Raw genomic sequence first — 24837 nt, 5'->3', positions numbered from 1 at the left:
CAAATCTCAAATCTCAAATTTGAAATCAGGATGCGGATTCTTTTAGTTGATGATGAAGTTGAGTTAACTGACCCTTTGAGTCGAGTCTTAACGCGCGAAGGCTATACAGTTGATGTGGCATTTGACGGAGCAAGTGGCAGCAATTTAGCCATGCAGGGCAATTACGATTTGCTAATTTTGGATTGGATGCTGCCGAAACAAACCGGACTGGCAATTTGCCACAAGTTGCGATCGCAAGGACGGAGTACGCCAGTGCTATTTCTCACCGCCAAAGATACCGTAGACGATCGTGTACAAGGACTCGACGCCGGTGCAGACGACTATTTAGTCAAACCTTTTGAACTGCGAGAACTGCTAGCCAGAGTCCGCGCCTTGTTGCGGCGGCCTCCTACTTTGGATGCCGAGGTTGCTATCGGCCGACTGCAAGTTGCAGATTTACAGCTAGACTACGACAATCAATTAGCTTATCGGAGCGATCGTACAATTGACTTATCAGAAAAAGAATGTCAGTTATTAGAATACTTAATGCGCCATACCGGTCAATTGCTAACACACGAACAAATCCACCAGTATTTGTGGAGTGAAGCCGAAAAACCCAGCAGCAATGTATTAGCCGCTCAAATTCGCCTGCTGCGCCGCAAAATAGAAGCCCCTGGCGAATCTGTGCTAATTCACACAGTCTACGGCAGAGGCTATCGTTTTGGAGAAGCAAATTAAAAATAATAGCAATTGTACAAAAATCCCTCTTTTCTCTTCCATCGGACTGACATCCATGACATCCGTTACATCCGTCGAGCGAATCCGTTGCCGAACTTCCTTTTTCCTTCGGCTATATTATCTATTATCGGGAAAGTGTGCACCCTAAACAGCCTTTACGTATCTTGACAAACCAAAGTAATTACTGTCACCTCCGGCGGACAAAATAGCCTCCCCGGCGAATAAGTTCCCAAACCCCGATTTACGTACAGCAAATTACTCCCAACCTGATGCAAACCGCTAGCCCATTCCCAGTGAGTAACTACTCGATCCCAAGCCGACATAAAAGGAATGAACTTTCGGATTCGTTTAGGAATCAAATAGCCAATTTTTCTGACCCAAGCGTACAAAGGGCCGATACCAGGAATAACAATTTGACCACCGTGAGTGTGCCCAGAAAACTGCAAATCAATCCGCCAATTTTGCAGCTTTTCAGCAGTATCAGGATTGTGAGACAAGACAATCCGAGGAATCGCGGGATTTATGGATGTCATTACAGGTTTAGGCGCAAAATCGCCCGACCAAAAATCTGCTAACCCAACTAAAGCCAATTCAGAACCCAAAGGATAGATTGCTTCGTTGTACAAAACCCGAATCCCGACGCTATTTAAAGCCTTAGTAACCTCTCTTTTTGCCTCCGGCCAGTAGTGGTCATGATTGCCCAAAACCGCGTAAATTCCCACCCGACTTTGCAAGTTTTTCAATCGCTGCACTAAGCCGTAAATAGGTGCGGGGTCATAGCTAATAAAGTCACCAGTTAAAAAAATCAGGTCTGGTTCGGCTTCATTGGCTGCTGCAATCGCCTCTTCTAGCAACCATTCCGACAGTCGCACCCCGTCATAGTGAAAGTCTGTAAGCTGTACAATTTTAGTACCGGATAGATTTGCTGGAAGATTAGCGATTGGTATTGTTAAATACTCTATTCGCAGTTTCCCAGTTAATAACCTGTGCATAAATCTAAAGTTTATTGATGACAGAGCGCCACCTCTAGCTTAGCAAATAAACAAGCAAGACTGCCAAACTAGATATTCTTCCCTTTTCCTTCTGTCATCTGACTAATGACTACAGTCCAGGACGCAAAAAGTGGGATTACTCAAGAAAATTGAGACAGAAATGCCCAATCTTTATTTAGGCTTTCTTGCAAAATTGTTTGGGTATTACGCGCCCAACTACTACAGCATTTTTATAATATTATGACTTGCGTAACAAGCTGTTTAAAACGCGATCTTCTTCAGAGTGGCATTCCCCGCCCCGCATCTATATTCTTTTAGCAATTGTCAAAGCTGAGATTCGTGTCGCATCCCCATCGCATCGACCTACCACGGGGGGATTTCCCCTACCAAACACTATCTCATCACTAATGATTTATTACTAAGCAGGTGGAAATAAACATGGCTTGGGAGAGGCAGAGTTTTGCATTAATAATAAACTGGCGGCTAGTATATATCATTGCCTTATCCGCCCCTACGATATTTTATTTTTTGTCGAGTTTGCCTACTTTTTAACTAATAACTTTTGACGAATGCCGCTTTTTCTCAATATATTGCTGGTGGTAATCCTCTGCCATATAAAATTCACCAGCAGGTTTTATTTCGGTTGCAATATCTTTGTCGTATTTACCGGAAGTTTGCAATTTTTGTTTGGATGCGCGAGCGGCTTTTTCTTGTTCGGAATTGTGATAAAAAATCACCGACCTGTACTGTTCGCCTCTGTCGGGGCCTTGGCGGTTGATTTGGGTAGGATCGTGACAGTTCCAGAATACATCTAGCAGTGCTTCGTAACTCACCTGCGATCGATCGTACTCTATCAGCACAGATTCAGCGTGACCAGTGACTCTAGCACAAACATCCAGGTAGCAGGGATTCGGCCAGTGACCTCCTGTGTAGCCTGCAACAGTCGAGACGACACCAGCAACGGCGCGAAACTTGTGTTCAACTCCCCAAAAACAACCGGCGGCAAATGTGGCTTTTTCCATCATGTTACTCATCGTATTGGGTTCAAACTTGGCAATAAATTATGCTTGACATATTCCCATCAGTGTGCATTCCCAAACTAATCGCGGCTGTACGTAGTTTAGCAAATATTGTCGTGCTTTTTCCAAGGGCTCTAAGGGCGATCGACTAATTCCCCCTGCCAAAAATTGCTGCCAGTAACAGTGTTGTAAATAATCGATTAACCACAACTGAGATTCAGTATCTAAAGTTTTATCAATTTCCTTGGCTAATTCCAAAGCAGACCGCAGATTTTGAGGCAACTGCTTCACCTTTTGCAGCAAATCATCGGGTATTGATTGCAGTTGCTGCCAAATAGCAATTGCCTCCCCAGGACTGCCCTGAGCCATCCCCAGTACCTCGGAATGATCCAAAATCTCTGCGAATCCCGCTTGCTGCAAAACTTGTGCCATTGCTTCGAGATTCAGTCGTGAAAACTGGATTTTTTGACAACGGGAAATCAAAGTTGGCAGCAAAGCTTCCACAGTCGGAGCAATTAAGATTAGCGCTGCTTTTCCCGGTTCTTCCAATGTCTTCAATAAGCCGTTAGCGGCTCCCTCACCCATTGTTTCTGCCTGTTCCAAAACTACGACTGAACGCGCTGCTTCTAGCGGCGGTCTGCTGAGAAAATCACCGATTTCTCGAACTTGTTCTAAGCGAATTTGTGGTGGTGCTTTCCGCTTTAAACCGGCTTCCTCTGCTTCCTTTGGTGTAAGCCGTTTGCCTTGGTTCATATAAGTTGGTTCTACCCAGAGTAAGTCTGGATGATTTCGCTGCCGCACGCGATTTTGAACGGAGGCTATTAGTCTGGTTTCGGGAAGATTGGCTGAGAATAAAAGCTCGATGAAAGACTGAGCAGCTAAACTTTTGCCGATGCCGTTAGAGCCGATAAATAAATAACCAGGAGCAATTCGGTTTTGCTCGACTGCTTGAGTTAGCAATTCTACTGCTCGCTCTTGTCCGATTAATGATGTAAAATAATTCATGTTTGCTCAGAAAAAAGGAAGTTCGGCAACGAGCAATGTACGGGATGTAACGGATGTAACGGATATCAGGATGAAGGAATAAAATCTAGGGTTTCAGCAATTAAGAACATCTTAATCGTCGGGGGTGGTTGCTATAATAATACCAAAAGGTTATTGTGTTTTAACGGAATGCTAAATAATTATTTTGAGTTAAGAAGTTAAATTGTAAGTTGCCACAGCAGGACAGGGCATTGCTGTGTCTCTACAAATTATCTAGCGCTATTTTTCAGAATTGGTATTATTTAAATATCCCCAAGCTTCTAACCTGCGAGTTACAATAGCTTGAATTTCCTGAGCGACTTCATATTCAGGCCGATCGGCATTTATCGGGACAATTCGAGATTTATTTGCCTCGGCTAACTCCGAAAAACCTTGCTGCACAAGGCGGTGAAACTTCAAATCAGCTTGCTCGATCCGATCGCACCCTCCCCGAGCCCTTACCCTCGCCAAACCCGCCTCCACATTAATATCCAGCCACAAAGTCAGATCGCTTTCCAAGCCGCCGGTGGCAATTTCATTCAACTGCTTAATTAAATTTAAGTTAAGACCGCGGCCGTAGCCCTGATAAGCAATCGTAGAGTCAGTAAAGCGATCGCATAAAACAATCGTTCCCTTAGATAACTCGGGTTTAAGAAAAGTTTCGACGTGTTGAGCGCGATCGGCAGCGTACATTAGTAATTCTGCTCGATCGGATACAGATTCGCCCCCATCTTGTTTCAGCAACAAATGTCGTAGTCCCCTTCCCAGCTCAGTACCCCCCGGTTCGCGAGTAGCCACCAAGCGGACTCTCAGAAAGCAACTTCCTTGCAGAAACTGTATCAAGCGCTGCATTTGCGTAGTTTTACCCGCACCTTCAACCCCCTCAAACACGATAAGTTTGCCCTTCATTGCCCTAACTTCCCATCTCAATAAAATAAATCTATATTGTTCTGTGGATCTGTTCTAGGTTCGGTATGATAATAAAGTCTAAATGCCTCACGGCTGGAGTTGTCTATGGCTCGCTATACTGGTTTTTTTATCGTTGCCGTTCCGATCGACCGTCTCCGTCAATCCCTGATTGAAATTTTAGAGTCATGCAATCTTGATATTATCTACAATACAGGAGATTCCGTCATGGCTCGCGAGCTCCCAGGTCAAGTTTCGATTGCCAAACTTGTCACCGCAGAAGTCCTAATTGAGAAAAACACGGCCAGCGACTCAGAGGTTCGCATGAACTTCGTGATTAAAAACGAAGAACTGCCCCTGCAAACCAACAACCACTGCCGTCAAATGTTCGAGCTAGTGAGTCGTTCAATTATGAACAACAATAATTGGCGACTCTTGGAAAGTATGGCACTGTAGCCATCAGTCAGTCGATTTTACATTTTAGATTTTAGAGTGACTCCACAGATAAATTTGGAGTCTCGAACTAATCTGGAAACTTCTTTGCTCTCGACTCCTGGTGTGGGGGGCTTGTATCCGTCTTGGGATGAGGTCATTAGTCATTAGTTTCTAGCTAATGACCGATGGCCTCCGACTTTTATATGCAATCCCTAAATTTAAGCTCGAAATCCCCGGCGCAAAAACAAAGAATTTGTAACCACGCTAACAGAACTAAACGCCATAAATGCTCCGGCCGCGGCAGGACTGAGTAGAATTCCGGTTGCAGGCAGCAAGATACCCGCTGCCACCGGAATTCCCAGAGTATTGTAACCAAAAGCCCAAAATAAATTTTGGCGAATCTTATTAAAAGTAGCGCGCCCCAGCTCGATCGACTCAACAACATCCATCAAAGCATTTCGCATCAGCACAATTTGAGCTGTCTCAACAGCGACATCAGTACCGCAGTGCAAACCGATACCGACATCAGCTTGAGCCAAAGCCGGGGCGTCATTGATACCATCGCCCACCACAGCCACTTTACAGCCTTGGGCTTGCAAAGTCGCGATCGCCCTCGCCTTCCCCTCCGGCCGCACCCCGGCCAAAACATCAGCCGCCGTCAAATCTAGCTGCTGCGCCGTCGTCGCCGCCGCCGACGGCGTATCGCCCGTCAGCATCATCACCCGCAATCCCATGCCCCGCAAACGTTCCACCGCCGCCTTAGCATCCGGCCTCAGAGTATCTTTTAGCCCGATTACCCCCAGCAAAACGCCCTCAGAAGCTACGTAAACCGCCGTTTTGCCTTGCAAAGACCCCGACAATTGCGTCGCCACAGCGACCCCCTGCTCCTTCATCCACTCAGCATTTCCCGCGAACACCCGCCGGCCCTCCACCAAAGCAGAAACCCCCAAGCCCGGTTCCGTGCAGAAATCCTCAGCAGCTAGCAGCGGCAAACCTTGCTGTTGAGCTTCCAGCAAAATCGCTGCGGCGATGGGATGACAAGCGCCGCTTTCCACCGTCGCCACAATTTGCAGCAGTTTTGAGTCAACTCTGCCAGAAACTCCATCTATTGTGGAAGAGGCATCTTGTTTGTTGCCAACATTAATATCTGAGTTCAAATCCCACTCCGAATTCTGGAAAATCGGCAAATAATCTGTGAGTGTGAGATTTCCGGTTGTCAGAGTGCCAGTCTTGTCAAAAACCACCGTATCTAATTGATGCACCCGTTCTAAAACATCACCACCCCGAATTAAAAGCCCGCGTTCCGCCCCGATGCCAGAACCGACTAAAATTGCAGTTGGGGTAGCCAGTCCCAAAGCGCAAGGACAAGCGATGACTAAAACTGCGATCGCCAATTTCAAACTTAAGAGCAAAGGCGATTGATAATGGATAATTGGCAATTCATTTCCCATGCCCAATACCCCATGCCCGATGCCCATTGCCCCATGCCCAATATCGTGTCCTAAAAGCACAGAAGGCCAAATATGAGTGCCGGCAAAATACCAAAATAGGAAAGTTAAAAGCGATATCCCCATTACCCCATAAACAAAATATCCGGCGACAGTATCAGCTAAATTTTGAATCGGCGCTTTGCGAGTTTGGGCTGCCTGCACCAAAGCCACCATTTGAGCTACAGTTGTTTCCTTACCGGTGCGAGTTGCCCGCATCACAACTGCCCCGGATTTATTGATAGTTCCCGCCGCAACTGTATCTCCTGGTTGCTTCAAAACCGGCATTGATTCGCCAGTCAGCATCGACTCATCTATTGTTGTTTTGCCTTCGCAAATTTCGCCGTCTACTGGTATTTTTTCCCCTGGCAAAACTTGCAGCCATTCTCCGACTCGGACGCGATCGGCAGGAATTTCAATGTATTGTGGATCGTAGACTTCTGATGTCGAGTTTAAAGGCAATTCTTGCGATCGCAAATCTAAACTCGGGATTTTAAAATCAACTAAGCGGGCTTTCGCCGGTTGCAAAGCGATTAAAGCTTGCAAAGCTGATGCAGCACGCCGTCTGGCTTGCTGTTCGAGAGTTTTTCCCAACAAAATAAAGCCCAACAGCATCACCGGTTCATCAAAAAAGCACTCCCATCCCATCCGTGGAAACAGCAGCGCCGCGTTGCTAGCGGTGTAAGCTGTAACAGCACCTAAAGCTACCAAAGTATTCATGTTGGGTGCATTTCGCCACAAACTGCGGCACCCGTCAACGATAATCGGGCGGCCCGGTAGCAGCAAAGCTAGGGTGGCGAGTCCCCAGTGAAACCAAATATTGCTGAGAATAGGGGCTTTTGTGCCGAGTACGTGACCTAAACCGGATAGGATAATTAAAATAAGGGCGATCGTCAATTGCTTGATTTGCTGTCTAATTTCTTGCCGCCGCCGTTCAATTGTTGCCGCTTCTGCTTCCCGCTGATTTTCTCCTAAACGAGACTGAGAGGGAAATCCATTATCAGTCAACTTTTTCGCTAAAGCCTCTGCATCGACAGCCCCCGGTTGACACTCAACCGTCGCGACTTCTACGGCCAAGTTAACGCAAGCTGAAATTACGCCTGAATACTGCATGAGTTGGCGTTCCACAGCTTTAGCGCAGCCGGCACATTTCATCCCGCCAACATCGAAAGTAACAAGTTCTGGCGGTGATTCGTTAACTGGTAGGATTTCTGGTTGAATTTCGGGGATTGTTTTGGGCAAAAATTGCATGGTTTTTTTGGTATTGATTAGAATATTTCGCCACTTTTGAAATGGTTTAATGCCCTGTTTAGACAAATGTCTATATTTTGATCATAGATAAATATTGTGGCATCTTCCGAAAGTGTTAGTTTTTTTTAATTCTTATTAATTCCATGCGGTTAAATCCGCAGTCCGGCAGGGGTTTCAACTACTGTCGGACTGCGAGTTTAACGCTAAGACACGCCTTGGGCAGGGTAGTGCTGTTTGCCTATTTGATATAATGAGCCAATTGCCTAGTTAGTATCCAGCTTTTATTTGACGAATTTAGCTATGACAGAAACACCCAAATTTTATATTGTCAAACGTCCTGCGGGTAATTGCGAAATTTTGCCAATCGCGCAACTCGAAGAACAAAACCCCAGTATTATTGAAAAGTGGGGCCCTTACGATTCGCCCGAAGATGCCATCGCCCGCCGCATCGGATTAATTCGCGCCGGCAAATGCCAGCCGCAATGACGAATTACTATTACTTTCCTCCGCATCGCGAAAGCTAACGTGATATCGTTTCCGGTAGCATCGGAATTATTAGCCAAAATTAGGACACGGCAGTGCCGTGTCCCTACAATATTATTTTCGGTAGGGACACGGCATTGCCGTGTCCTCTATATCATAAGGAGTGTAACCGGAATTGATATGAGTCGCATTGACGGATTGCCAAAAATAGCGAAGCATTCGAGTTTAAAATCTTGGCTTTTAGCCGTAAATCTTCCCCCGAATGCTTTTTTTTAACTGAAACCCTAAACAGGTTTTCTACTTAGATTTAGAAGGTACTGCACTCGGTTTTGCTTGCGCCGCAGTCGGTTTAGGTGGCGCAGCATTCGGTTTCGACTCCGCCTTATTGTTCCCTGTTTTACCAGTAACTTGCTGTGTCAAAACTTCCATAGCTTTCGCGTACTGCGGATCGCCTGTCGTAGCAATTTTCTCCCGATCGCGCCTCAATTCCTGTTTTTGAGCCTCGGTGAGTTCTACCTTAAAATCCGGTTCAATCCCGGCCTTGTTGATATCAGTGCCGTTGGGAGTAAAATACTTGGCAATTGTCACCGCCAAACCGGCACCATTTCCCACGCCTCGTACTGACTGAACTAAACCTTTACCAAATGTCTTTGTTCCCACCAAAACCGCGCGTTTGTTGTCTTGCAAAGCACCGGATAGAATCTCGCTAGCACTTGCTGAACCGCCGTCTACAAGTATAACTAACGGTTTGTCTGTGATCGCTCCCTTATTTGCCGTTTGTTTATCGGCCTCACCGATTCGATCGACCGTGGAGACGATCGTACCTTCTTTGAGCCACATCCGAGCAATTTCAATACTTCCGTACAGCAACCCGCCGGGATTGGAACGCAAGTCTAAAATATAGCCCTTCACCTTTTTCTGTTCCAAATCCTTAATTGCCGATCGCATTTCCGATGCAGCATTCGCACTGAACTGATTTAAGCGAATATAGCCGACTTCTCCGATGGGAGTTTTCTGCACCGACTTCCGCACAGGATGAATTTCAATTTTAGCGCGTTTCAGTTTAAAGTCTAATTCCTTGTTGTCCCGCAAAATAGTCAGCGTCACCTCAGTATTCACCTGACCGCGAATCAAATTTACTGCTTGATTCGTATCCATGCCTTCTGTGCTCTTGCCGTCTATCTTAGTAATGATATCTTTTGCCAGAATACCAGCACTAAAAGCAGGGGTATCTTCGATCGGCGAAATCACCACCAACTTTTTGGTTTCCTCATCTTGAGTCAACTGAATCCCAACTCCTGTCAGTTCCCCAGAAGTTTCAACCTGCATATTTCTGAACTCTTGAGGGTCCATAAACCGCGTATAAGGATCATCCAGCTTCTTCAGCATTTCCCGAATTGCTTTGTAAGCTTCCTCGTCGCTGGTATAAGTCCGGTTCAAATAATCATTCCGCACCGCTTTCCAGTCAACCTGGTTAAAAGTGCCATCTACATAACTTTTGTCAATAATCTGCCAAACTTCATCAACTAACTCTTTAGGGCTTCCCCGAAAAGAAGCCAGAGATTTAGAACTGCAACCAGCGTTCGCAAGAGTTACGGCAGTGAGTACCACTGCTGCTGCACTTAGAACAAGCCCTCGTTTTGTTATAACCATTTGTCTGACGCGCGGGAGGAAAAGAGTTCAGAATAATTACGCTCAATCTAACACAGGCAAGGCCTGCTCGTATTTGGGGTACAGATATTATTCAACTTTGCCGAGTTCTGCGGTGTCAACTTAAGACTGAAACCCTCTATCTCTTTCGTTTGTATCAAAGTCTCGATCCCCCTAAATCCCCCTTAAGAAGGGGAGTAGGGGTTGACTTTGAGCGTTATTGTCCCCCCTTAACAAGGACTTCGAGCGCTCTTGTCCCCCCCTTGCTAAGGGGGGTTAGGGGGGATCTCCGGGTTTAAAACACTCCCTAGGGACGATCGACAGCAATTAAGGTTGTACCCAGCGATAATCCCCCTTGAGAAGGGGGACGAAATATCCCTCTTGTCCCCTTAACAAGGACTTTGAGCGCTCTTATCCCCCCCCTTACTAAGGGGGGCTAGGGGGGATCTCCGGGTTTAAAACACTCCCTAGGGGCGATCGACAGCAATTAAGGTTCTACCCAGCGATAATCCCCCTTGAGAAGGGGGACGAAATATCCCTCTTGTCCCCTTAACAAGGACTTCGAGCGCTCTTGTCCCCCCCTTGCTAAGGGGGGTTAGGGGGGATCTCCGGGTTTAAAACACTCCCTAGGGGCGATCGACAGCAATTAAGGATCAACCCAGCGATCGTCCGATTTAATCAAGTCAATCAATTCTGCCACCCCTCGGTCTTCCGGGACTTTCTTAATTTCTTCCCGGCCCCGGTACAGCGAAATATAACCCGGTTGCTTCCCGACGTAGCCGTAATCAGCATCAGCCATTTCTCCCGGGCCATTGACAATACAGCCCATTACTGCTATATCCAAACCGGTGAGATGCTTCGTAGCCTCTCTCACTTGGTGTAACACTTCCTCTAAATTAAACAACGTGCGGCCACAGGAAGGACAAGCGACATACTCAACCATCGTTTTCCGCAGTCCCAAGGCTTGCAGAATGCTGTAGCAGACGGGAATCTCCTTTTCTGGGGCCTCTGTCAGCGAGACGCGGATGGTGTCGCCGATACCGTCAGTCAGCAGCGGTGCGAGGCCTGCGGTGGATTTGATGCGGCCGTATTCGCCGTCTCCTGCTTCCGTGACGCCCAAATGCAGCGGGTAATCCATGCCGAGTTCGTCCATCCGGTGCACCATCAAGCGGTAAGCAGCAACCATCACCGGTGCGCGGGAGGCTTTCAGGGAAAGTACGATATTTCCGAAGTCGAGGGATTCGCAAATTTTGATAAATTCCAGGGCCGATTCCACCATGCCTTCGGGCGTGTCGCCGTAGGTAAAAAGCATCCGTTCGGCGAGGGAACCGTGATTAACGCCGATTCGCAAAGCTTTGCCTTGGTCGCGCAGGGAAATCACCAGAGGTTCCAGGGTTTCGCGGATTTTTTCGCCAATTTCCGCGAATTCGCTGTCGGTGTATTCGGTTCTGTCGGCTTTCGGCTTCTCGAACACGTAAAGTCCGGGATTAATTCTCACTTTGTCTACGTGTTTCGCCACTTCGAGGGCAATTTTCATGCCGTTGTGGTGGACATCGGCGACGAGGGGAACTGGTTGGTAGGTGGCGTGCAGTTTTTGCTTGATTTCGGCTAAAGCTTTAGCGTGGGCCATGCTGGGCACGGTGACGCGGACGATTTCGCAGCCAATCTCGTGCAAGCGCCGAATTCCGGCGACTGAACCGTCGATGTCGAGGGTGTCTTCGTTAATCATCGATTGTACGACGATTGGGTAGCCGCCGCCGATGGTGACGCTACCGACTTTGACGGGACGGGTTTTGCGGCGTTTGATGGTGGTGTCGAAGATTGGTTCGGTGGTGAGGGTTTTAGTGGGGTTCGGCAGAGTTTGCATAACTGGTTGCTAGGGTTCTTTAATTAGAGTTTATAAAATTGTGTCTGCTGTTTTTTAGGTTTGCACATAAGGGGACTGTTTGGGCAAAGAGGTTTTGGGATTTAGGATTCTTAATGAAATTGTGGCGAATTTGTTGATCGAATTATGTCGGAAAAGGGCGATCGAACTCAAAGCCAACCATCACCGGGAAGGCGAACTGAAGTTGGGCCCGTGGAACTAAACCGAACTTAGAAAATACAGTTAAAATACAGGCTAGGCCGAGATAAAAATTAATATTGGTTGGCGGTGAGGAGAATGGTTTGGACACCGGGGCAGCGGTTAAATGGCGATCGGTATATTATTGAGCGCAAGATAGACAAGGGCGAGGGCGGTTTTGGGGCCACGTACCTAGCACAGAAGGCGCAAAACAGCCAGCGGGTTGTCATCAAAACGCTGAAAGACGACTTATTGAGAGATCCAAATTTTGGCTGGTATCGGGACAAATTCCGGGATGAGGCGCTACTGCTATCTTTGTGCAAACATCCTAATATTGTGCAAATAGACAACTATTTCATTGATGGTGATTTGCCTTGTATTGCGATGGAATATGTGGCAGGGAAAGATTTGTGGAAATTGGTAGAAAAGCGCGGTATCCTGTGGGAAACCGAAGCTTTAAACTACATCCGCAAAGTGGCAGAAGCGGTAATAGTAGTTCACGAAAAAGGTTTGCTACATCGGGATATCAAGCCAGAGAACATTATGGTACGCGACAATTTTGATGCAGTTTTGATTGACTTTGGTTTGGCACGGGGTTTTATTCCCGATCGCACTCAGCAAATGACTTTGGGGCTAACACACGGTTTTGCACCTCCCGAACAGTACGGGAAGATTGGCAGATTTGCTGAGTACACAGATGTTTATGCTCTGGCAGCAACGCTATACTATTTGCTAACGAAAACACCACCAACTCCTGCATTTATGAGGGCTTTAAATCATCCTTTAAAGCCGCCGTTTCAGATTAATCCTAATATTAGCGATGCGGTGCATCGGGCAATTATGAAAGGGATGGAAATGGATGCGACAAAACGCCCTCAGTCGGTTCAAAAATGGTTGGCTATGCTTCCACAACCTACCCTTGGTAATGGGGGGCAAAGAGGGGGTGTTTCACCAACCATTCCTAGCCCGCAGCCACCGCCACAACCTGTAAAATTGATTTCAGCAAAAGGAGTTGATTATCGTCAACTCGATCGGCTGTTGGCTAGCGGAAAATGGCAAGAGGCGGATGGGGAAACGGCAATAAAAATGCTGGAAGTAGCGGGGAGAACAAAGGATGGCTGGCTGAGGGGTGAAGATATCGATCGATTCCCCTGTGAAGACTTACGAACTATTGACCAACTTTGGGTAAAATACAGTAACGGACGTTTCGGCTTTTCGGTGCAGAAACGCATCTATGAAAGTCTGGGGGGAAGCAGAGAATATGATCGGAAAATTTGGGCAGCTTTTGGCGATCGGGTAGGTTGGCGTGTGAATAGTAGTAAATGGTTGCACTATAATGATCTAAAATTCAACACCAAAGCACCTATAGGACACCTCCCGTGTGTGAAGGGAAAGTTAACTGATGGGGTGGTTGGTGGGGGGCTTGTTGTGGGGCGTTCTCTTCTCTCGCGTCGAGACTTGTAGAGTGTAACATCTAAGGGTTACAGAGTTTCGTGAAGATTTATAACAGAGGCTTTAAGCACGAAACCTCGCCAATTCTACGTTTCCGATACCTGGCACTGGCAGTCCTCACTTTCTTTAGGCTTTCGCGTAGTTTCTTGTAGTATCTGCCCCGCCACTTACGGGTTATAAGAGTTAGCAAAAACAAATTTTTCAGCCACCGCTAAAATTTCTGGATTTTCTGCATCCCACTCTCCCTCCCGGCAAACTTATCTTTCAACGAATGAATCTAAACGATATCAGAGAAGCAATATTAGAAAATAGGGTGCGAATTACAGACCATGCTGATGAAGAAGCAGACGATGATAATCTCTCATTTGATGAAATCTACTTTTCCGTCCTTTATGGTGAAATCATAGAAAATTATCCCAAAGAAAAACCCTATCCCCGATACCTAATCTATGGTGAAAGCTTTAGAGGCGATCCTATTCACAGTGTTTGGTCTTATGTCCCTAGTAATAAACTAGCCATCCTAATCACAGTTTATCGTCCAGATGCAAATCGATGGATTAATTGGATACAAAGGAGAAATTAACAATGCTATCTGTAGAAAAATGCCCAATTTGCGGCGGTGAAATAGTTATCAAAGAAGTCGATAAACTTTTACGGGGCGGCAAGCATACTGCTATCTTAAAAGTATCCGCTGAAGTTTGCCTAAGCTGTGGAGAACGGTTGTACTCTGTGGAAACAGTTAGGAAATTTGCCAAAATTAGACAGCAGCTACAGCGAGAAGAGACTCAAGAATTTCAAGCGATGGGGCAATCTTTTCGAGTTGGCTAAGTTATACAATAAAAAGAATGAAAAACCTAACTCAATTAACCCAGCTTGAATTAGTGCTGCTGGAATTAGTAGCTAAAGGTCAAGGAAAGTGGAGTTGGTACGAACTCGCGAATGCACTTTCCCGTCGAGATGTACCGCGAGAACCTGACATGATGGTTGTCTTAAAAAAACTGGCTGCTGATGGCTTGGTTAAACGATATGTAGAAACAAATTCGCCTCGCGACACATGGGAATTGACTACTGAGAGGACGATTATTTTGACAGAGGCAACTGCTTCTGAACAGACTACTTTATGCAAATATGTTGAAGTTTAACTTAGAAATCAGATTTGTAGTTTGCATTAACAATCAAGACTATCAAGCATCCTTGGAAGTGCGAAAAATCTATCGAATAATACCCGATAGTCGCGCTGCCGAACATCAATTTATCCGAGTTATTGATGAATCCGGCGAAGATTATTTGTATCCAGTCGCATATTTCGTACCCATCGCATTGCCGAAAGCCGTAGAAGCAGTATTTTCATAGACAAAGGTTATGTATGGGCGGGTTCACCAACCTCTATGTTTATAAACAGCAATCTCAATAAACCCGCCCCGCCCAATATTGTGTTACAATAAATAAACCTGAGTGTTAACATCGCAAATGTATGACCGCCAAAATACACATCAGCAAATTAGGTAATTCCTTGGCTTTGCCAATACCAGACTACATAGTAAAGTTTCTCAACCTTAAAGCCGAAGATTCAGTAATTTGCAGCATAGAAAATGGGAAACTGGTCGTAGAGCCTGTAAATAATAAAATATCAAAGTATACCCTAGATGAATTATTGGCAGGCGAAATAGAATCTAGCGAAGAAGTCTCTTGGGGAAAACCAGAAGGAGAGGAAGTTTGGTAAACTATATCCCCGAACGAGGTCATTTTATTCGCCTCAATTTTGAGCCTCAAGCAGGACACGAACAAATGGGGACTAGGCCCGCACTGGTGGTGAGTCAAACTAAATTTAACAAAAAAATGGGGTTTGTGTTCGTCTGTCCCATCAGCAACACACAACGCAAAAATCCGTTTTATGTTCCCATTCCAGAAAGTGAAGCGATAACAGGTGTAATTATGACGGATCAACTCCGTTATGCAAGATTATCGCGCAAGGCAAGCAAGTTTTCTTAGTGAATGTCGATCAGATATAATTGAGGAAGTTTTGAGGCAAATTCAACCTATTTTGTTTGAGAATATGACTGTTGATGAATAGTTAATCAAATTATAAACTAGATTTGTAGTTGGCATTAAGCATCAAGAGTATCCAGAAATCTATCTCGCGGATGATGCGATCGCCCCTCCTCCCCAGCAAAACTAAAAAATGTACTGGTAAATCCCTTCACAGACCCAGGCTCAGCATTTAAAGCATCGGAGGTTTTCCATTGGACGATCGCACAAACGCACCAACCACCGCTGTTAACAACCGCCGACCTCTAATTATCGCAGGAATTCTCCTCGGTATCGGTCAATCCGGCTTTTTTGACGGCATTGTGCTGCACCAACTCCTCCAGTGGCACCATATGTTTAGTAGCGTTAAAACCGATGCTACTGTTGCCGGTTTAGAATTGAATACCCTCGGAGATGGATTGTTTCACGCTGCGGATTGGTTGGTAACAGTGGCGGGAATCTTCTGTTTGTGGAGTGCTGTGAAGCGCAAAGATGTTCCTTTGTTAACTCAAACTTTTTTCGGTTCAATATTAATTGGTGCTGGATTGTTTGACTTTGTTGAAGGCATTGTTGACCATCAAATTTTGGGAATCCACCACGTCAAACCCGGTATCAACGAGTTAGCTTGGGATGTAGGATTTCTCATTCTCGGTCTTATTTTAGCGCTGTTAGGTTGGATGCTGGTACAGAGGGAAGTTCCCGCAGATACTAAAGTTTAAATGAATGCAGAGATTGGGAATTCTACCAAATCCACGTTAAAAATCCCTGACTTGTATCCGATAAACAAGCCCCCGAATTTATCCGTGGGCTCAATGCTTCAATCTAAAATCTAAAATCTAAAATCTAAAATCGATTGACTCTCTGTTTAACTCCTCAGTTCATCCCGCAGAATCCAACCACGCGATCAAATCCTCTTTACTCCTAAAATCCAACAAAGCTTCTCCCAAATCATCTAACTGTTCCCCAGATAACCCCTGGATGCGAGTTTGAACTTGCAGTGTAACATCACCCACCCGCCGCACTATCTGACGCATAATTAACCCTATTTCCCCCTCAATTTTACCCCTTTCGATTCCTTGTTCGATTCCTTGTTCGATTCCTTGTTGTATTCCCTGTTCAATCCCCTGCTGTAGACCAATTTCTATCCCTTTCATCACAGACCCGATTTGGTCTTGGATAAACATTTCTCGTTTATCTACATCATTCAATTCGTCTAGTGTCAAATTTGCTCGGTTGGCAATTCCCAGCGCAGTATTAATCTCTTCAATAGACCCCAATGTATCTGGTACAGCTTCCAAAGAGGGCGCGTTTTTCATAAAGTAAATCCATTTTTCCGGCAGAGTTTCAAGTTCATTCAATTCTTTTTTGAATTTCGGTAACTCGACAAACACTAACTTTAACTCGCAGTTGGGATAGACGAATTTCTCTTCGGTTTCTGTGAATTCAAAGTTAGAGATTAGTTTTTCGGTGTTTTCAAATAAGATAAAGTCGGTAATTGTTAAAGCAATGACCGGATTTAATTTTAAATAACCTTCTCCAGCTTTGAGTTGAGTAGAATAGGTTTTGGCTGCATTGTATACTACCCGTTTTTCAAAGGCGGCGACGTTGAGTACCTGCATTTCCACGATCACGGTTTTGTTGCCGGTAATCTTGGCTTTGACATCCAGGTAAGTGTCTTTCAATCCTGTAACGCTTCCTGCTGAATAAGGGTCAATTATTTCTAATTCTTGGATGGTTGGTTCTCCGTTATACAGCATTGCATTTAGGAAACTGATTAAAATTTCTGGATGTTCGGAAGAAGCGAAGATTTTTTTGAATGCAAAGTCTGTTTTGGGGCTGATGAAACGCATATTAGAGAAGGAAGAGGGAAGAGGGAAGAAGAAAAATGCAATATTTTAGGGATTTTTAGGTTGGTAGTTGCGCTTTACCACCCTTAGCGCAACTACGAAGTTTTTCAATTATCAGCCTGTGGCTTGAGTAGTAGCTGCAGCGGACATCTCTAGCTTTCCAGTTATATCCATCGTCGCAAGCTTCAGCACTTCATTAAAAGCTAAACCCCGAATTTTGAGTTCCCACCGAATGCCTTTTGCTTTCATTCGCTTGGCTTTCCGCATATCGACATCAGCAGCTTTTTGATTCAAGAGCAAATGTTTCATTGCTGCTGTAGCTTCTACTTTTGTGGGAAATGCAATATAGGTGAGAAATCCGCCGTCCCAGTGATTGGCGTTGCGGACGCTGCTGATAGTCGCCACTCTCGGACTAAAGCGGTTCCAGTAAAAGTCGCTGTAGCCGATCGACTGTGTATTAACTTGGAGTTTGTTTGCCATTTGACTTAACTCCTATAACCTTGTGTGTGGGGTTAGCAGTATCAATTTGCTGCTGTTAATATTATAGCAAATTATTGAGAAATTGTAACTGTTTGCTGTTTGCTGTTTGCTGATGCCTAAAACCTCACTTCATATTCAGCGGTGACGCGATTGTCTCCTTGAAAATCACTCGAACCCCTGAGTAAAAGTTTATCGCTCAATCGATAGCGCACAGTAAATTCTGTCGGTTGATTGGCTGACAAAACTCGGATGATTGATGCTGAAATATTGCGCGTGATGTCAAACCCAACTTCTAAACCTAAACCGAGAGAACCCGCAGCGGAACTGGAACTAGCAGTTTTTCCTTCGTTACCTCTAATCCGAGTGGGAAATAAGCGAAATTCGCTCAATCCAGTGGCGTTAGTAATCGCAGATTGAATGTTGTTCAAGAAACCCGCACCCGCTAAATTTGCGATCGCCAGCGTACTGTCTCCCTGTCCCAAAGTCTGCACGAAACTGCCACCCAACAGCGCTACAATCTCTGTGTCTGATAGACTCGGAGAACTCCTCAACTCCAGATTTTCCCCCAACTGAGAAGCTTTTCCCTGCACTAACGCTTGAACTCGCACACTCCGCACGCTGCCGAAACTTGTTGGTTCGTCTGCTATTTCAGAGGCTACAGATGTGCCGGGAGTGCGGAACCGCGTTACTTGCTGCACCGAAGTTACTAATCTCACATCCAGCGTCGGATCGAGTCCTTGTGTTGGTACAAAGGTAGCAGTCTGCGGGTATCCTCGATCGAGTCTAAACTGCGTCGTAAACAAATTCACCGACCCCGAAGTCAACCGAATCGTACCCTCGGGGCGAAGGTCATCTAAAGTTCCATTCACCGTCAAACCCCCAGTCGCCTGAAAACTCAATATCGGCGCACTCGTTACCCGAATTCCCCGGCCCAAATTCAGCCGCAAATCGTTCAATCCAACTTCAAAGGAAGGGGAAGGAGAAGGGGAAGTCGGAGTCGCAGGAGAAGGAGAAACCTCAGTTGTAGGGGAATCAGAAACCTCCGTCGCAGGGGAAGCGGAAGATGTGGAATCAGAATCAGAAGCAGAAGAGGAAGAAGCTAACTCAGTTCTGCCGCCGCCGGGACTCCGGAGAAATACTTCGCCGTTGTACAGTTCAATATTACCGCTTAACTGCGGGCGCCTAGCCGTGCCCCTTGCCTGCACTTGACCGACCACGCCGCCGCTGTACAATCCTCTGAGGTTCACTGCCAACTTGTCTAAATTTACAGTCAAAGGATTAGCCACATCGACATCGCCCTCAGCAAAAGGCACAGACAGCGGAATCACGCCCTGGGCCACAACTTGTCCCTGACTCAACTGTCCCCGAATTCCTTCTACCCGAATACGATCGCCCTCAAAGCGCACCGTCCCAGTCAGCCCTGTCAGCGGTTCTGGGAAGGCTTGCGCGCGGACGGTTGCATTTTCAAAATTCGCAATTCCTTGCGCTACAGGATCTTGCAGCGTCCCTCCCACGCGAATTTGCACCTGTCCCTGACCGCTGACCCACGCAACTTGCGGAGTCAATACATTAATAATTGCCAAACCTTCATTTTGCAAATTCGCCCTCAAATCAATTTGATTGCTATCAGCTTTCACCGCTGCAAACGGCAACTCAAAAGGCAAACTTCCCTGCACTTCAATCGGTTCTGTTTGAGTTACCAAAGCGCTGCCGCCAAAATTCAGGCGGGCATCGCTATAACTGAAACTGCCGTCGGCTTGTTTAATCGGTTCTCCGTTTAGCGTACCGTCAACCAAACTCAATTCCCCGGTGGCTTGCGGGTTTTCCAAACTGCCGGCCAAATTCGCCCGCAAATTCAAATTTCCTGTGACATCCACAAAAGGCAATTCCACCAGTTCTGCCAACTCTTCCACGGGCACATTTTCTACCCGCAACTGCCCGGATTGAGCTTTTTGCCCGAGTTGTCCCGAAAAGCTGATCGCACTTTCTCCCGATCGAATTTCCAAAGGCAAAACAGTTAAAATCCCGTCCTGAAAACTGCCTTCAAGGTTGAACTGTTCGGCGACATATTCTCCCCACTGCCAGTTATCACCTTCCACGTTAAATTGAGCTTGCACACCCGTTTCCAAAGAACCTGCGACAGCAATTTCCGCGTCAAAAGTGCCTTGCAATTGAGATAAGGGAGGCAATTTTTGTGATGTTTCCACTGCCTGCTGTCGCTGCAAAAGTATTTCAATTTCTGCCAAACGGCGCAACTGTTCAATTAGCGGCGCTTCTGGTTCTCCCACTGCTACAGTTTGTACGTCGCCACTGTCACCGTAAACAGGAGGTTTTAAGCCTCTGGCCAAGTCGCCTAAATTGAAATATTGCAAAGCGGCTAAAACCTGCTGCAACTTGCCTTCCTGTACCTTAACTTTCCCGGCAAATTTCGGGTTGGCGCCTGTTTCAACCTTGCCGGAAATTAAGTATTGACCGCTGCCTTGGCGGAATATGCCATCTGTGAGAGTAGCGACACCGTTATCGTAGCTGAATTCGGCTTGGAAACTGTCACCTTTAATGTAGCCGATCGCCGGTTGGGCGATCGCAATTTGTCCGCTTGCTTGCAAAGTCGCCGGATTTAACGGCATCTTCCAACCCGACACATTCACTTGTCCCGACGCCGTACCGGTTATCGGCCCCAAACCGGCCTCTTTCCCCGGTGCGAGATTCAAAGCAGCCAGGGGAAAATCGCTTAAATTAACTCGCAAAGTTTCTCCCTCGGTTTGGCCGCTAGCCACGGATTCCCCGCGTTGAATTAAGAAAGATGTCGGCAGAAAAGATTGATTTAAAGCTACTTCGATTTTGTCGCTGGCGCCGGCCAAACGCAAATCTACACTTTTCCCAGCATCCGCATTCACACTCCCCGCCAGTACCGGGTCAAAAGCGATTTGATTTACTGCTAAATCCCGCACTTCCACGTCGCCAACTAAGTTGAGGGCGGCGGGGGTTCCGCTGAGGCGGCCGGTAAAATCGACATTGCCGCGCAGAGGCTGCTTGTTCTGTGAAGGATTTTTGACATTAGTTGGTGTCAAAAATCCTAGTTGTTCTGCTGGTAAGGCTTCCAGGTTAAAGTTGGCGAGTCTGACATCCAAATCTAAGTTGGAAATTGAGGGCCCTCCTCTACCTTCGAGTTCGACGTTAACAAAGCCGTTTGCTGTCAAACCGGGAGTTGTGGCGTTCTCAATTTCCACCCGTTTGCCGTCCCAATTAAATACTGCCTCAAAAGGTTGTTTCAAAAACGGCAATTCCGAGATGCGGAAACTGCCGCCGGCGCGAACTGTTTGCGGGGAACCGGCAATCGCGCCGGATAAATTGATATTGCCGTTAAACAGTCCTCCAAGCTGGGGGAGATTTTGGGCACCAGATACTACACCTCCGCTTTGCAAGCTTTGGCGCTGCGACTCAAAGGCTTGCTGGAAGCGACTTAGAGCAATTTGCTCGCCCTCGATTGACGCGCGCCAATTCCCCGATGCGGCGCTGCCTTCAGCATTGATAATTCCTCCGCCGTTGGCGAGTCGAATTTGTCCGTCGCCGTTGGCAGTGATGCCGCTGGCGGTTAGATTATCTACTGTTCCCAAAATGCGGACTTGGCCGTCGAGGGTTCCGTTAATTTCTGGCGGTAAATCCGCTGTCAGCAAACCTGTTTGTTTGAGGGTTTGTTCTAAATTACTGACGGCAATTCCGTTGGTTTCCAGCAATGCTTCCAAGTTGCCGTTTTCTAATTTGGCCGTAGTATCGATCGCCCCGAGTCGATCGACCACAATCACTCCTTCCCCGCTAGCACTAATTCCCTTGGCTGTCAAGTTATCCAAACTACCCGCTGCTTGGAATTTGCCGTTAATTCTGCCGTCTAATCCTTCAGGCAAAGTCGCCGCTAGGGTAATGAGTTGGGTATTGCGGATTGTTTGTTCTAAGCGACTGAGAATAACTTGATCGGCATCGGCGAAAGCTTGCCAGCGTCTGTCTTCTAATTTACCTCTAAAAGCAATAGTACCGTCCGCTATATTGAGTTTGCCGCTGCTGTTGACGGCTATGTCGGGGGCGGTTGAATTATCAAGATTGCCGCTGGCTTGAATTTGATTGGATATTTGTCCGTCAAGCGATTTAAGATTTTGGATTTGGGATTTTAGATTATTGATATTGGCGACTGTTTGGGGATTGTCAGCAGTGAAAGCTAAGCCAACATCTAACAGCGGCAATCCTAAATTTACTAAGCGGTTGATGGAAGTGCGATCTGTTTCTGCTGTTGCTTGCCAGTTTCCCGCTGCCAATTCTCCTTTAAAATTAACATCACTGCCGGCAAGATTGAGTCTGCCGCTGCCGCTGGCATTGATGCTGCTAGCAGTCAAATTGTCAAGACTTCCCGATGCTGTAAATTGACTCGATAGCAGTCCGTCAATCGATTTTAGATTTTGGATTTTGGATTTTAGATTGTTGAGATTGGCAGATTGCTGATTTTCGGGATTGAATGCTGAAGCCACATCTAAAATCGGCAGTGTCAAATCTACCAAGCGGTTGATGGAAGTGCGATCGGTTTCTGCTGTTGCTTGCCAGTTTCCCGCTACCAATTCTCCTTGTAAATTGACATTGCTGTCGGCAAAATTGAGTCTACCGTTGCCAGTAACATTGATTGCGTCAGCAGTCAAATTGTCAACATTTCCCGCCACTTGAAATTCACCTGCTAGCTGTCCGCCTAACGATTTTAGATTTTCGATTTTGGATTTTAGATTGTCTAGATTTGCGGTCGTTTCCCGTGCTAAAAACGGCAATCCAATATCAATCAATTGATTGACAGCAACTTGTTCAGTGTTGCCAAAAACTTGCCACCTGCCCGATTCTAGTTCGCCATTAACATCAACAATACTGTCAGCAATATTCAGCGTTCCTTTGCCCGTCGCAGCGATCGCACTTAAACTCAAATCGTCCAGAGTTCCCGCAGCTTCGGCGGTTCCGCTGAACAAACCTGCTAGTTCAGGAGGCAAATTAAGGTCTGGCAGGAGTTGATCCAAACTGTTGAGATCAACGCGATCGCCCTCGATCAAAGCTTGCCACTGACCGTCTTTTAACGCCGCATCCACGTTAACAGAAGCGTCGCCAATTTTCACAACCGTATTTTGCAAATCGGCCGAATTGCCTCCGGCTCGAATTTCGCCCGCAGCGGGGAAAGTCCCTTGCAGTGCTTGCCATTGAACTCTAGCTTGAATGTTTTCTAACGGGCCGAAAATTTGAGCTTTTGCGGAGACAGTGCCAATTTGAACAGTAGCAGGAATCGGGAGATCGTAAATTTGGGCGATCGCATCTGCAGGTACATTTTCAGCTTGGAAGTCAAACACCAAACCCGATGCCGAATTCTTACTTCCCAAAGCAATATCAACTTCACCTTTGCCGCCAATTTTACCCCCCGCCGCCGGGACTACCAAAATATCGCTCAAAGTCAAAGCTAAAGAGGAAAACGGGGGAATAGAAGATTGAGAATTGGGAGTTGGGGTTTGAGCCATTCTCCCGCGTTCCAATTTAAAATTAGTGCTAATATTGTTTAATTGCAGTCGATCGACCGTAGCGGGTTTTGTCGAGGCGATCGTACCTGTCAGCACCGGCATTGCAACTGTTCCAGTCAGCTTGGCATCCGCCTTCACTTCCCCCGCCACAGCCACGGGTAATACTACTTTCTGCCCTAACTCTGTTTCCACCGCACTGACAACACTTGCCAAAGCAACTGGTTGCACGTTAGTTATCAGATTGAAGTTAGCTTGTTCCAAATTAAAATTATTTCCAGTGGCAACTGTTCCTGCTATTCTCAGCGGAATTAGACCGTAATTAGCCACCAGACTATCGACAATCAAATTAGTTCCCTGAAACCGCAACTGACCGCTGCTATTTTGTATGATTTGTTTCAAGGGAGAAATACTCGCTTGCACTCCTCCAAAACTAGCCGCTCCGGTAATTCCCGATAATTTATTGTCTCGCAATTGAACGGTCAAATTGCCGTTAGCCAGACCTTTTTGTAAAGAAATACCGGGAACTTTCAGCAATCGATCGAGTTCGGGCAAAGGCAAATTTTGACCTTGTAACTGCAGGTTAGTTTGAGCAGCAGGTAAGAGAGAATCCGCTTTTACTATAAAATTATCGCTATTAGTAAATTGACCGTTGAGTTCGTAGAGAACGCGCTGATTTTGGTCACGAAAGAGAGCGCTGCCATTTTTCAAAGTTACAGAAATCGGAGCCGAAGTTTTCTGTCCAACAGCAGGACTCGGCACCAAAACTGCGGCGACATTTTCAGCTCGAATTGCCTCAACTTCAGTTTTAAATAAACCCGGAGATTTTTGCTCCGCAGTTGGAATATTAACCCAGCGGCCTTGAGCATCCTGTTCGATATAAGCGTTGGGTTTAACTAAGGTAATATCTAATTTGAGAGTGCGCGTGAACAGCAGTGGCCAGATTGAAAATTTCACTTCCACTGCTTCTGTAGAAGCGTAATCCGGATCGGTAGGAGTTGCAGGTAAAGTCGATCGGCCAAACCGCAAACTTGTCAGAGAAAATCTCTCCAAACGTCCGAGTTGCACAGGCCGCTTCAGCAACTGACTGACTTCAGTTTCCACCAAAGGAGCTAAATTTGCCCGCACCCACTGGTATCCTAGCGCCGCCCCAACCAAGGCGATAATGCCCAATCCCGTACCGCTAAGCAGCACCAGACGCCACCAGCGGCGGTGGGGACGGGGTGCGAGTTGATTTTTGTTATCGTCCGAGTTAGTCATGGGTGTTTCTCAGAAATCAGAGAATTGAGAAATTATAGGGAATCAGCCGATTTGAGACAGGTATAATCTCTGTGATTCGCCTGGGTGGCTTCTGCCTTTGGTAGACTCAAAAGTGAGGTAGGAAGTGCCGATCCCAGGATCGAAGGCACGCAAAAGGCACGCCCCTACTCCAGGGTAGACTCCAGAAACCTTTACCGAACTTAATCAAAAC

General features: G+C 46.5%; 22 protein-coding genes. 12 read left to right on the top strand and 10 right to left on the bottom strand.

Annotation, left to right across the window (positions count from 1 at the left end; translation table 11 throughout):
* Positions 1–30 precede the first annotated feature (30 nt).
* Positions 31–717, top strand: coding sequence for a two-component system response regulator RppA (gene rppA, locus QUB44_RS06340; protein WP_333364496.1), 687 nt, complete (start codon positions 31–33; stop codon positions 715–717).
* A 155-nt stretch (positions 718–872) separates the two neighbouring features.
* On the opposite strand, the gene QUB44_RS06335 is transcribed toward rppA, so the two are convergent.
* The 4 genes from QUB44_RS06335 to tmk form a co-directional block, all read right to left on the bottom strand.
* Positions 873–1709 carry a metallophosphoesterase gene (locus tag QUB44_RS06335; RefSeq protein WP_333159726.1) on the bottom strand — a complete coding sequence of 279 codons (837 nt, stop codon included), beginning with the start codon at positions 1707–1709 and terminating at the stop codon, positions 873–875.
* 548 nt (positions 1710–2257) lie between these two features.
* On the bottom strand, positions 2258–2743 hold the full coding sequence (gene msrA / locus QUB44_RS06330; protein WP_445299872.1) for a peptide-methionine (S)-S-oxide reductase MsrA: 486 nt from the start codon (positions 2741–2743) through the stop codon (positions 2258–2260).
* A gap of 27 nt (positions 2744–2770) precedes the next feature.
* Positions 2771–3733, bottom strand: coding sequence for a DNA polymerase III subunit delta' (locus QUB44_RS06325; protein ID WP_333364493.1), 963 nt, complete (start codon positions 3731–3733; stop codon positions 2771–2773).
* A gap of 258 nt (positions 3734–3991) precedes the next feature.
* Positions 3992–4660: a dTMP kinase gene (gene tmk / locus QUB44_RS06320; protein WP_333364490.1), complete on the bottom strand. Its 669-nt coding sequence runs from the start codon at positions 4658–4660 to the stop codon at positions 3992–3994.
* A 105-nt stretch (positions 4661–4765) separates the two neighbouring features.
* Here tmk and QUB44_RS06315 point away from each other — a divergent pair, with 105 nt between their 5' ends.
* Positions 4766–5113: a hypothetical protein gene (locus QUB44_RS06315; RefSeq protein WP_190659999.1), complete on the top strand. Its 348-nt coding sequence runs from the start codon at positions 4766–4768 to the stop codon at positions 5111–5113.
* Between the two features lie 197 nt (positions 5114–5310).
* Here the strand turns inward: QUB44_RS06315 and QUB44_RS06310 are convergent, their stop codons facing one another.
* Positions 5311–7830 carry a heavy metal translocating P-type ATPase gene (locus QUB44_RS06310; RefSeq protein ID WP_333364486.1) on the bottom strand — a complete coding sequence of 840 codons (2520 nt, stop codon included), beginning with the start codon at positions 7828–7830 and terminating at the stop codon, positions 5311–5313.
* 300 nt (positions 7831–8130) lie between these two features.
* Between QUB44_RS06310 and QUB44_RS06305 the strand changes: the two genes are divergently transcribed.
* Positions 8131–8316, top strand: coding sequence for a DDE transposase family protein (locus tag QUB44_RS06305; RefSeq protein ID WP_333159716.1), 186 nt, complete (start codon positions 8131–8133; stop codon positions 8314–8316).
* Between the two features lie 294 nt (positions 8317–8610).
* On the opposite strand, the gene ctpC is transcribed toward QUB44_RS06305, so the two are convergent.
* Both ctpC and ispG read right to left on the bottom strand, forming a co-directional pair.
* Positions 8611–9966, bottom strand: a complete 1356-nt coding sequence (ctpC, locus tag QUB44_RS06300) for a carboxyl-terminal processing protease CtpC (RefSeq protein ID WP_333364482.1) — start codon at positions 9964–9966, stop codon at positions 8611–8613.
* A 643-nt stretch (positions 9967–10609) separates the two neighbouring features.
* Complete coding sequence (gene ispG / locus QUB44_RS06295; RefSeq protein ID WP_333364479.1) at positions 10610–11830, bottom strand: (E)-4-hydroxy-3-methylbut-2-enyl-diphosphate synthase; 1221 nt, start codon at positions 11828–11830, stop codon at positions 10610–10612.
* A gap of 79 nt (positions 11831–11909) precedes the next feature.
* On the opposite strand from ispG, the gene QUB44_RS06290 reads away from it, so the two are divergent.
* The 9 genes from QUB44_RS06290 to QUB44_RS06250 all read left to right on the top strand — a co-directional run bounded on the left by QUB44_RS06290 (position 11910) and on the right by QUB44_RS06250 (position 16224).
* Positions 11910–12050, top strand: coding sequence for a hypothetical protein (locus QUB44_RS06290; RefSeq protein ID WP_333364476.1), 141 nt, complete (start codon positions 11910–11912; stop codon positions 12048–12050).
* Between the two features lie 74 nt (positions 12051–12124).
* Positions 12125–13489 (top strand): serine/threonine-protein kinase, encoded by a 1365-nt coding sequence (locus tag QUB44_RS06285; RefSeq protein ID WP_333364473.1) that lies wholly within the window; start codon positions 12125–12127, stop codon positions 13487–13489.
* A gap of 259 nt (positions 13490–13748) precedes the next feature.
* A complete protein-coding gene (locus tag QUB44_RS06280) occupies positions 13749–14060 on the top strand; it encodes a DUF4258 domain-containing protein (RefSeq protein ID WP_333364471.1) in 312 nt (103 codons plus the stop codon).
* A gap of 2 nt (positions 14061–14062) precedes the next feature.
* Positions 14063–14305 carry a YgiT-type zinc finger protein gene (locus QUB44_RS06275; RefSeq protein WP_333107999.1) on the top strand — a complete coding sequence of 81 codons (243 nt, stop codon included), beginning with the start codon at positions 14063–14065 and terminating at the stop codon, positions 14303–14305.
* Positions 14306–14322: 17 nt separating this feature from the next.
* On the top strand, positions 14323–14619 hold the full coding sequence (locus tag QUB44_RS06270; RefSeq protein ID WP_333364468.1) for a hypothetical protein: 297 nt from the start codon (positions 14323–14325) through the stop codon (positions 14617–14619).
* Entirely contained in the window at positions 14606–14830 is a 225-nt protein-coding gene (locus QUB44_RS06265) for a hypothetical protein (RefSeq protein WP_333364465.1), read from the top strand. The genes QUB44_RS06270 and QUB44_RS06265 overlap by 14 nt, the downstream gene beginning before the upstream one ends.
* A 121-nt stretch (positions 14831–14951) precedes the next feature.
* Positions 14952–15200 (top strand): hypothetical protein, encoded by a 249-nt coding sequence (locus QUB44_RS06260; protein WP_333364462.1) that lies wholly within the window; start codon positions 14952–14954, stop codon positions 15198–15200.
* Positions 15194–15469, top strand: coding sequence for a type II toxin-antitoxin system PemK/MazF family toxin (locus tag QUB44_RS06255; protein WP_333364459.1), 276 nt, complete (start codon positions 15194–15196; stop codon positions 15467–15469). The genes QUB44_RS06260 and QUB44_RS06255 overlap by 7 nt, the downstream gene beginning before the upstream one ends.
* A gap of 251 nt (positions 15470–15720) precedes the next feature.
* Positions 15721–16224, top strand: a complete 504-nt coding sequence (locus tag QUB44_RS06250) for a DUF2243 domain-containing protein (RefSeq protein ID WP_333364457.1) — start codon at positions 15721–15723, stop codon at positions 16222–16224.
* Positions 16225–16383: 159 nt separating this feature from the next.
* On the opposite strand, the gene QUB44_RS06245 is transcribed toward QUB44_RS06250, so the two are convergent.
* From QUB44_RS06245 to QUB44_RS06235, 3 genes are all read right to left on the bottom strand, one after another.
* Positions 16384–17355, bottom strand: a complete 972-nt coding sequence (locus QUB44_RS06245) for an Rpn family recombination-promoting nuclease/putative transposase (protein WP_333364453.1) — start codon at positions 17353–17355, stop codon at positions 16384–16386.
* A 111-nt stretch (positions 17356–17466) separates the two neighbouring features.
* Complete coding sequence (locus tag QUB44_RS06240) at positions 17467–17832, bottom strand: hypothetical protein (protein ID WP_333364450.1); 366 nt, start codon at positions 17830–17832, stop codon at positions 17467–17469.
* 116 nt (positions 17833–17948) lie between these two features.
* A complete protein-coding gene (locus QUB44_RS06235; RefSeq protein ID WP_333364446.1) occupies positions 17949–24626 on the bottom strand; it encodes a translocation/assembly module TamB domain-containing protein in 6678 nt (2225 codons plus the stop codon).
* Positions 24627–24837: the final 211 nt, after the last annotated feature.

The sequence above is a fragment of the Microcoleus sp. AT3-D2 genome (genome assembly GCF_036705715.1).
Classification (GTDB): domain Bacteria; phylum Cyanobacteriota; class Cyanobacteriia; order Cyanobacteriales; family Microcoleaceae; genus Microcoleus.
This window is presented reverse-complemented; position numbering and strand designations above follow the sequence as displayed.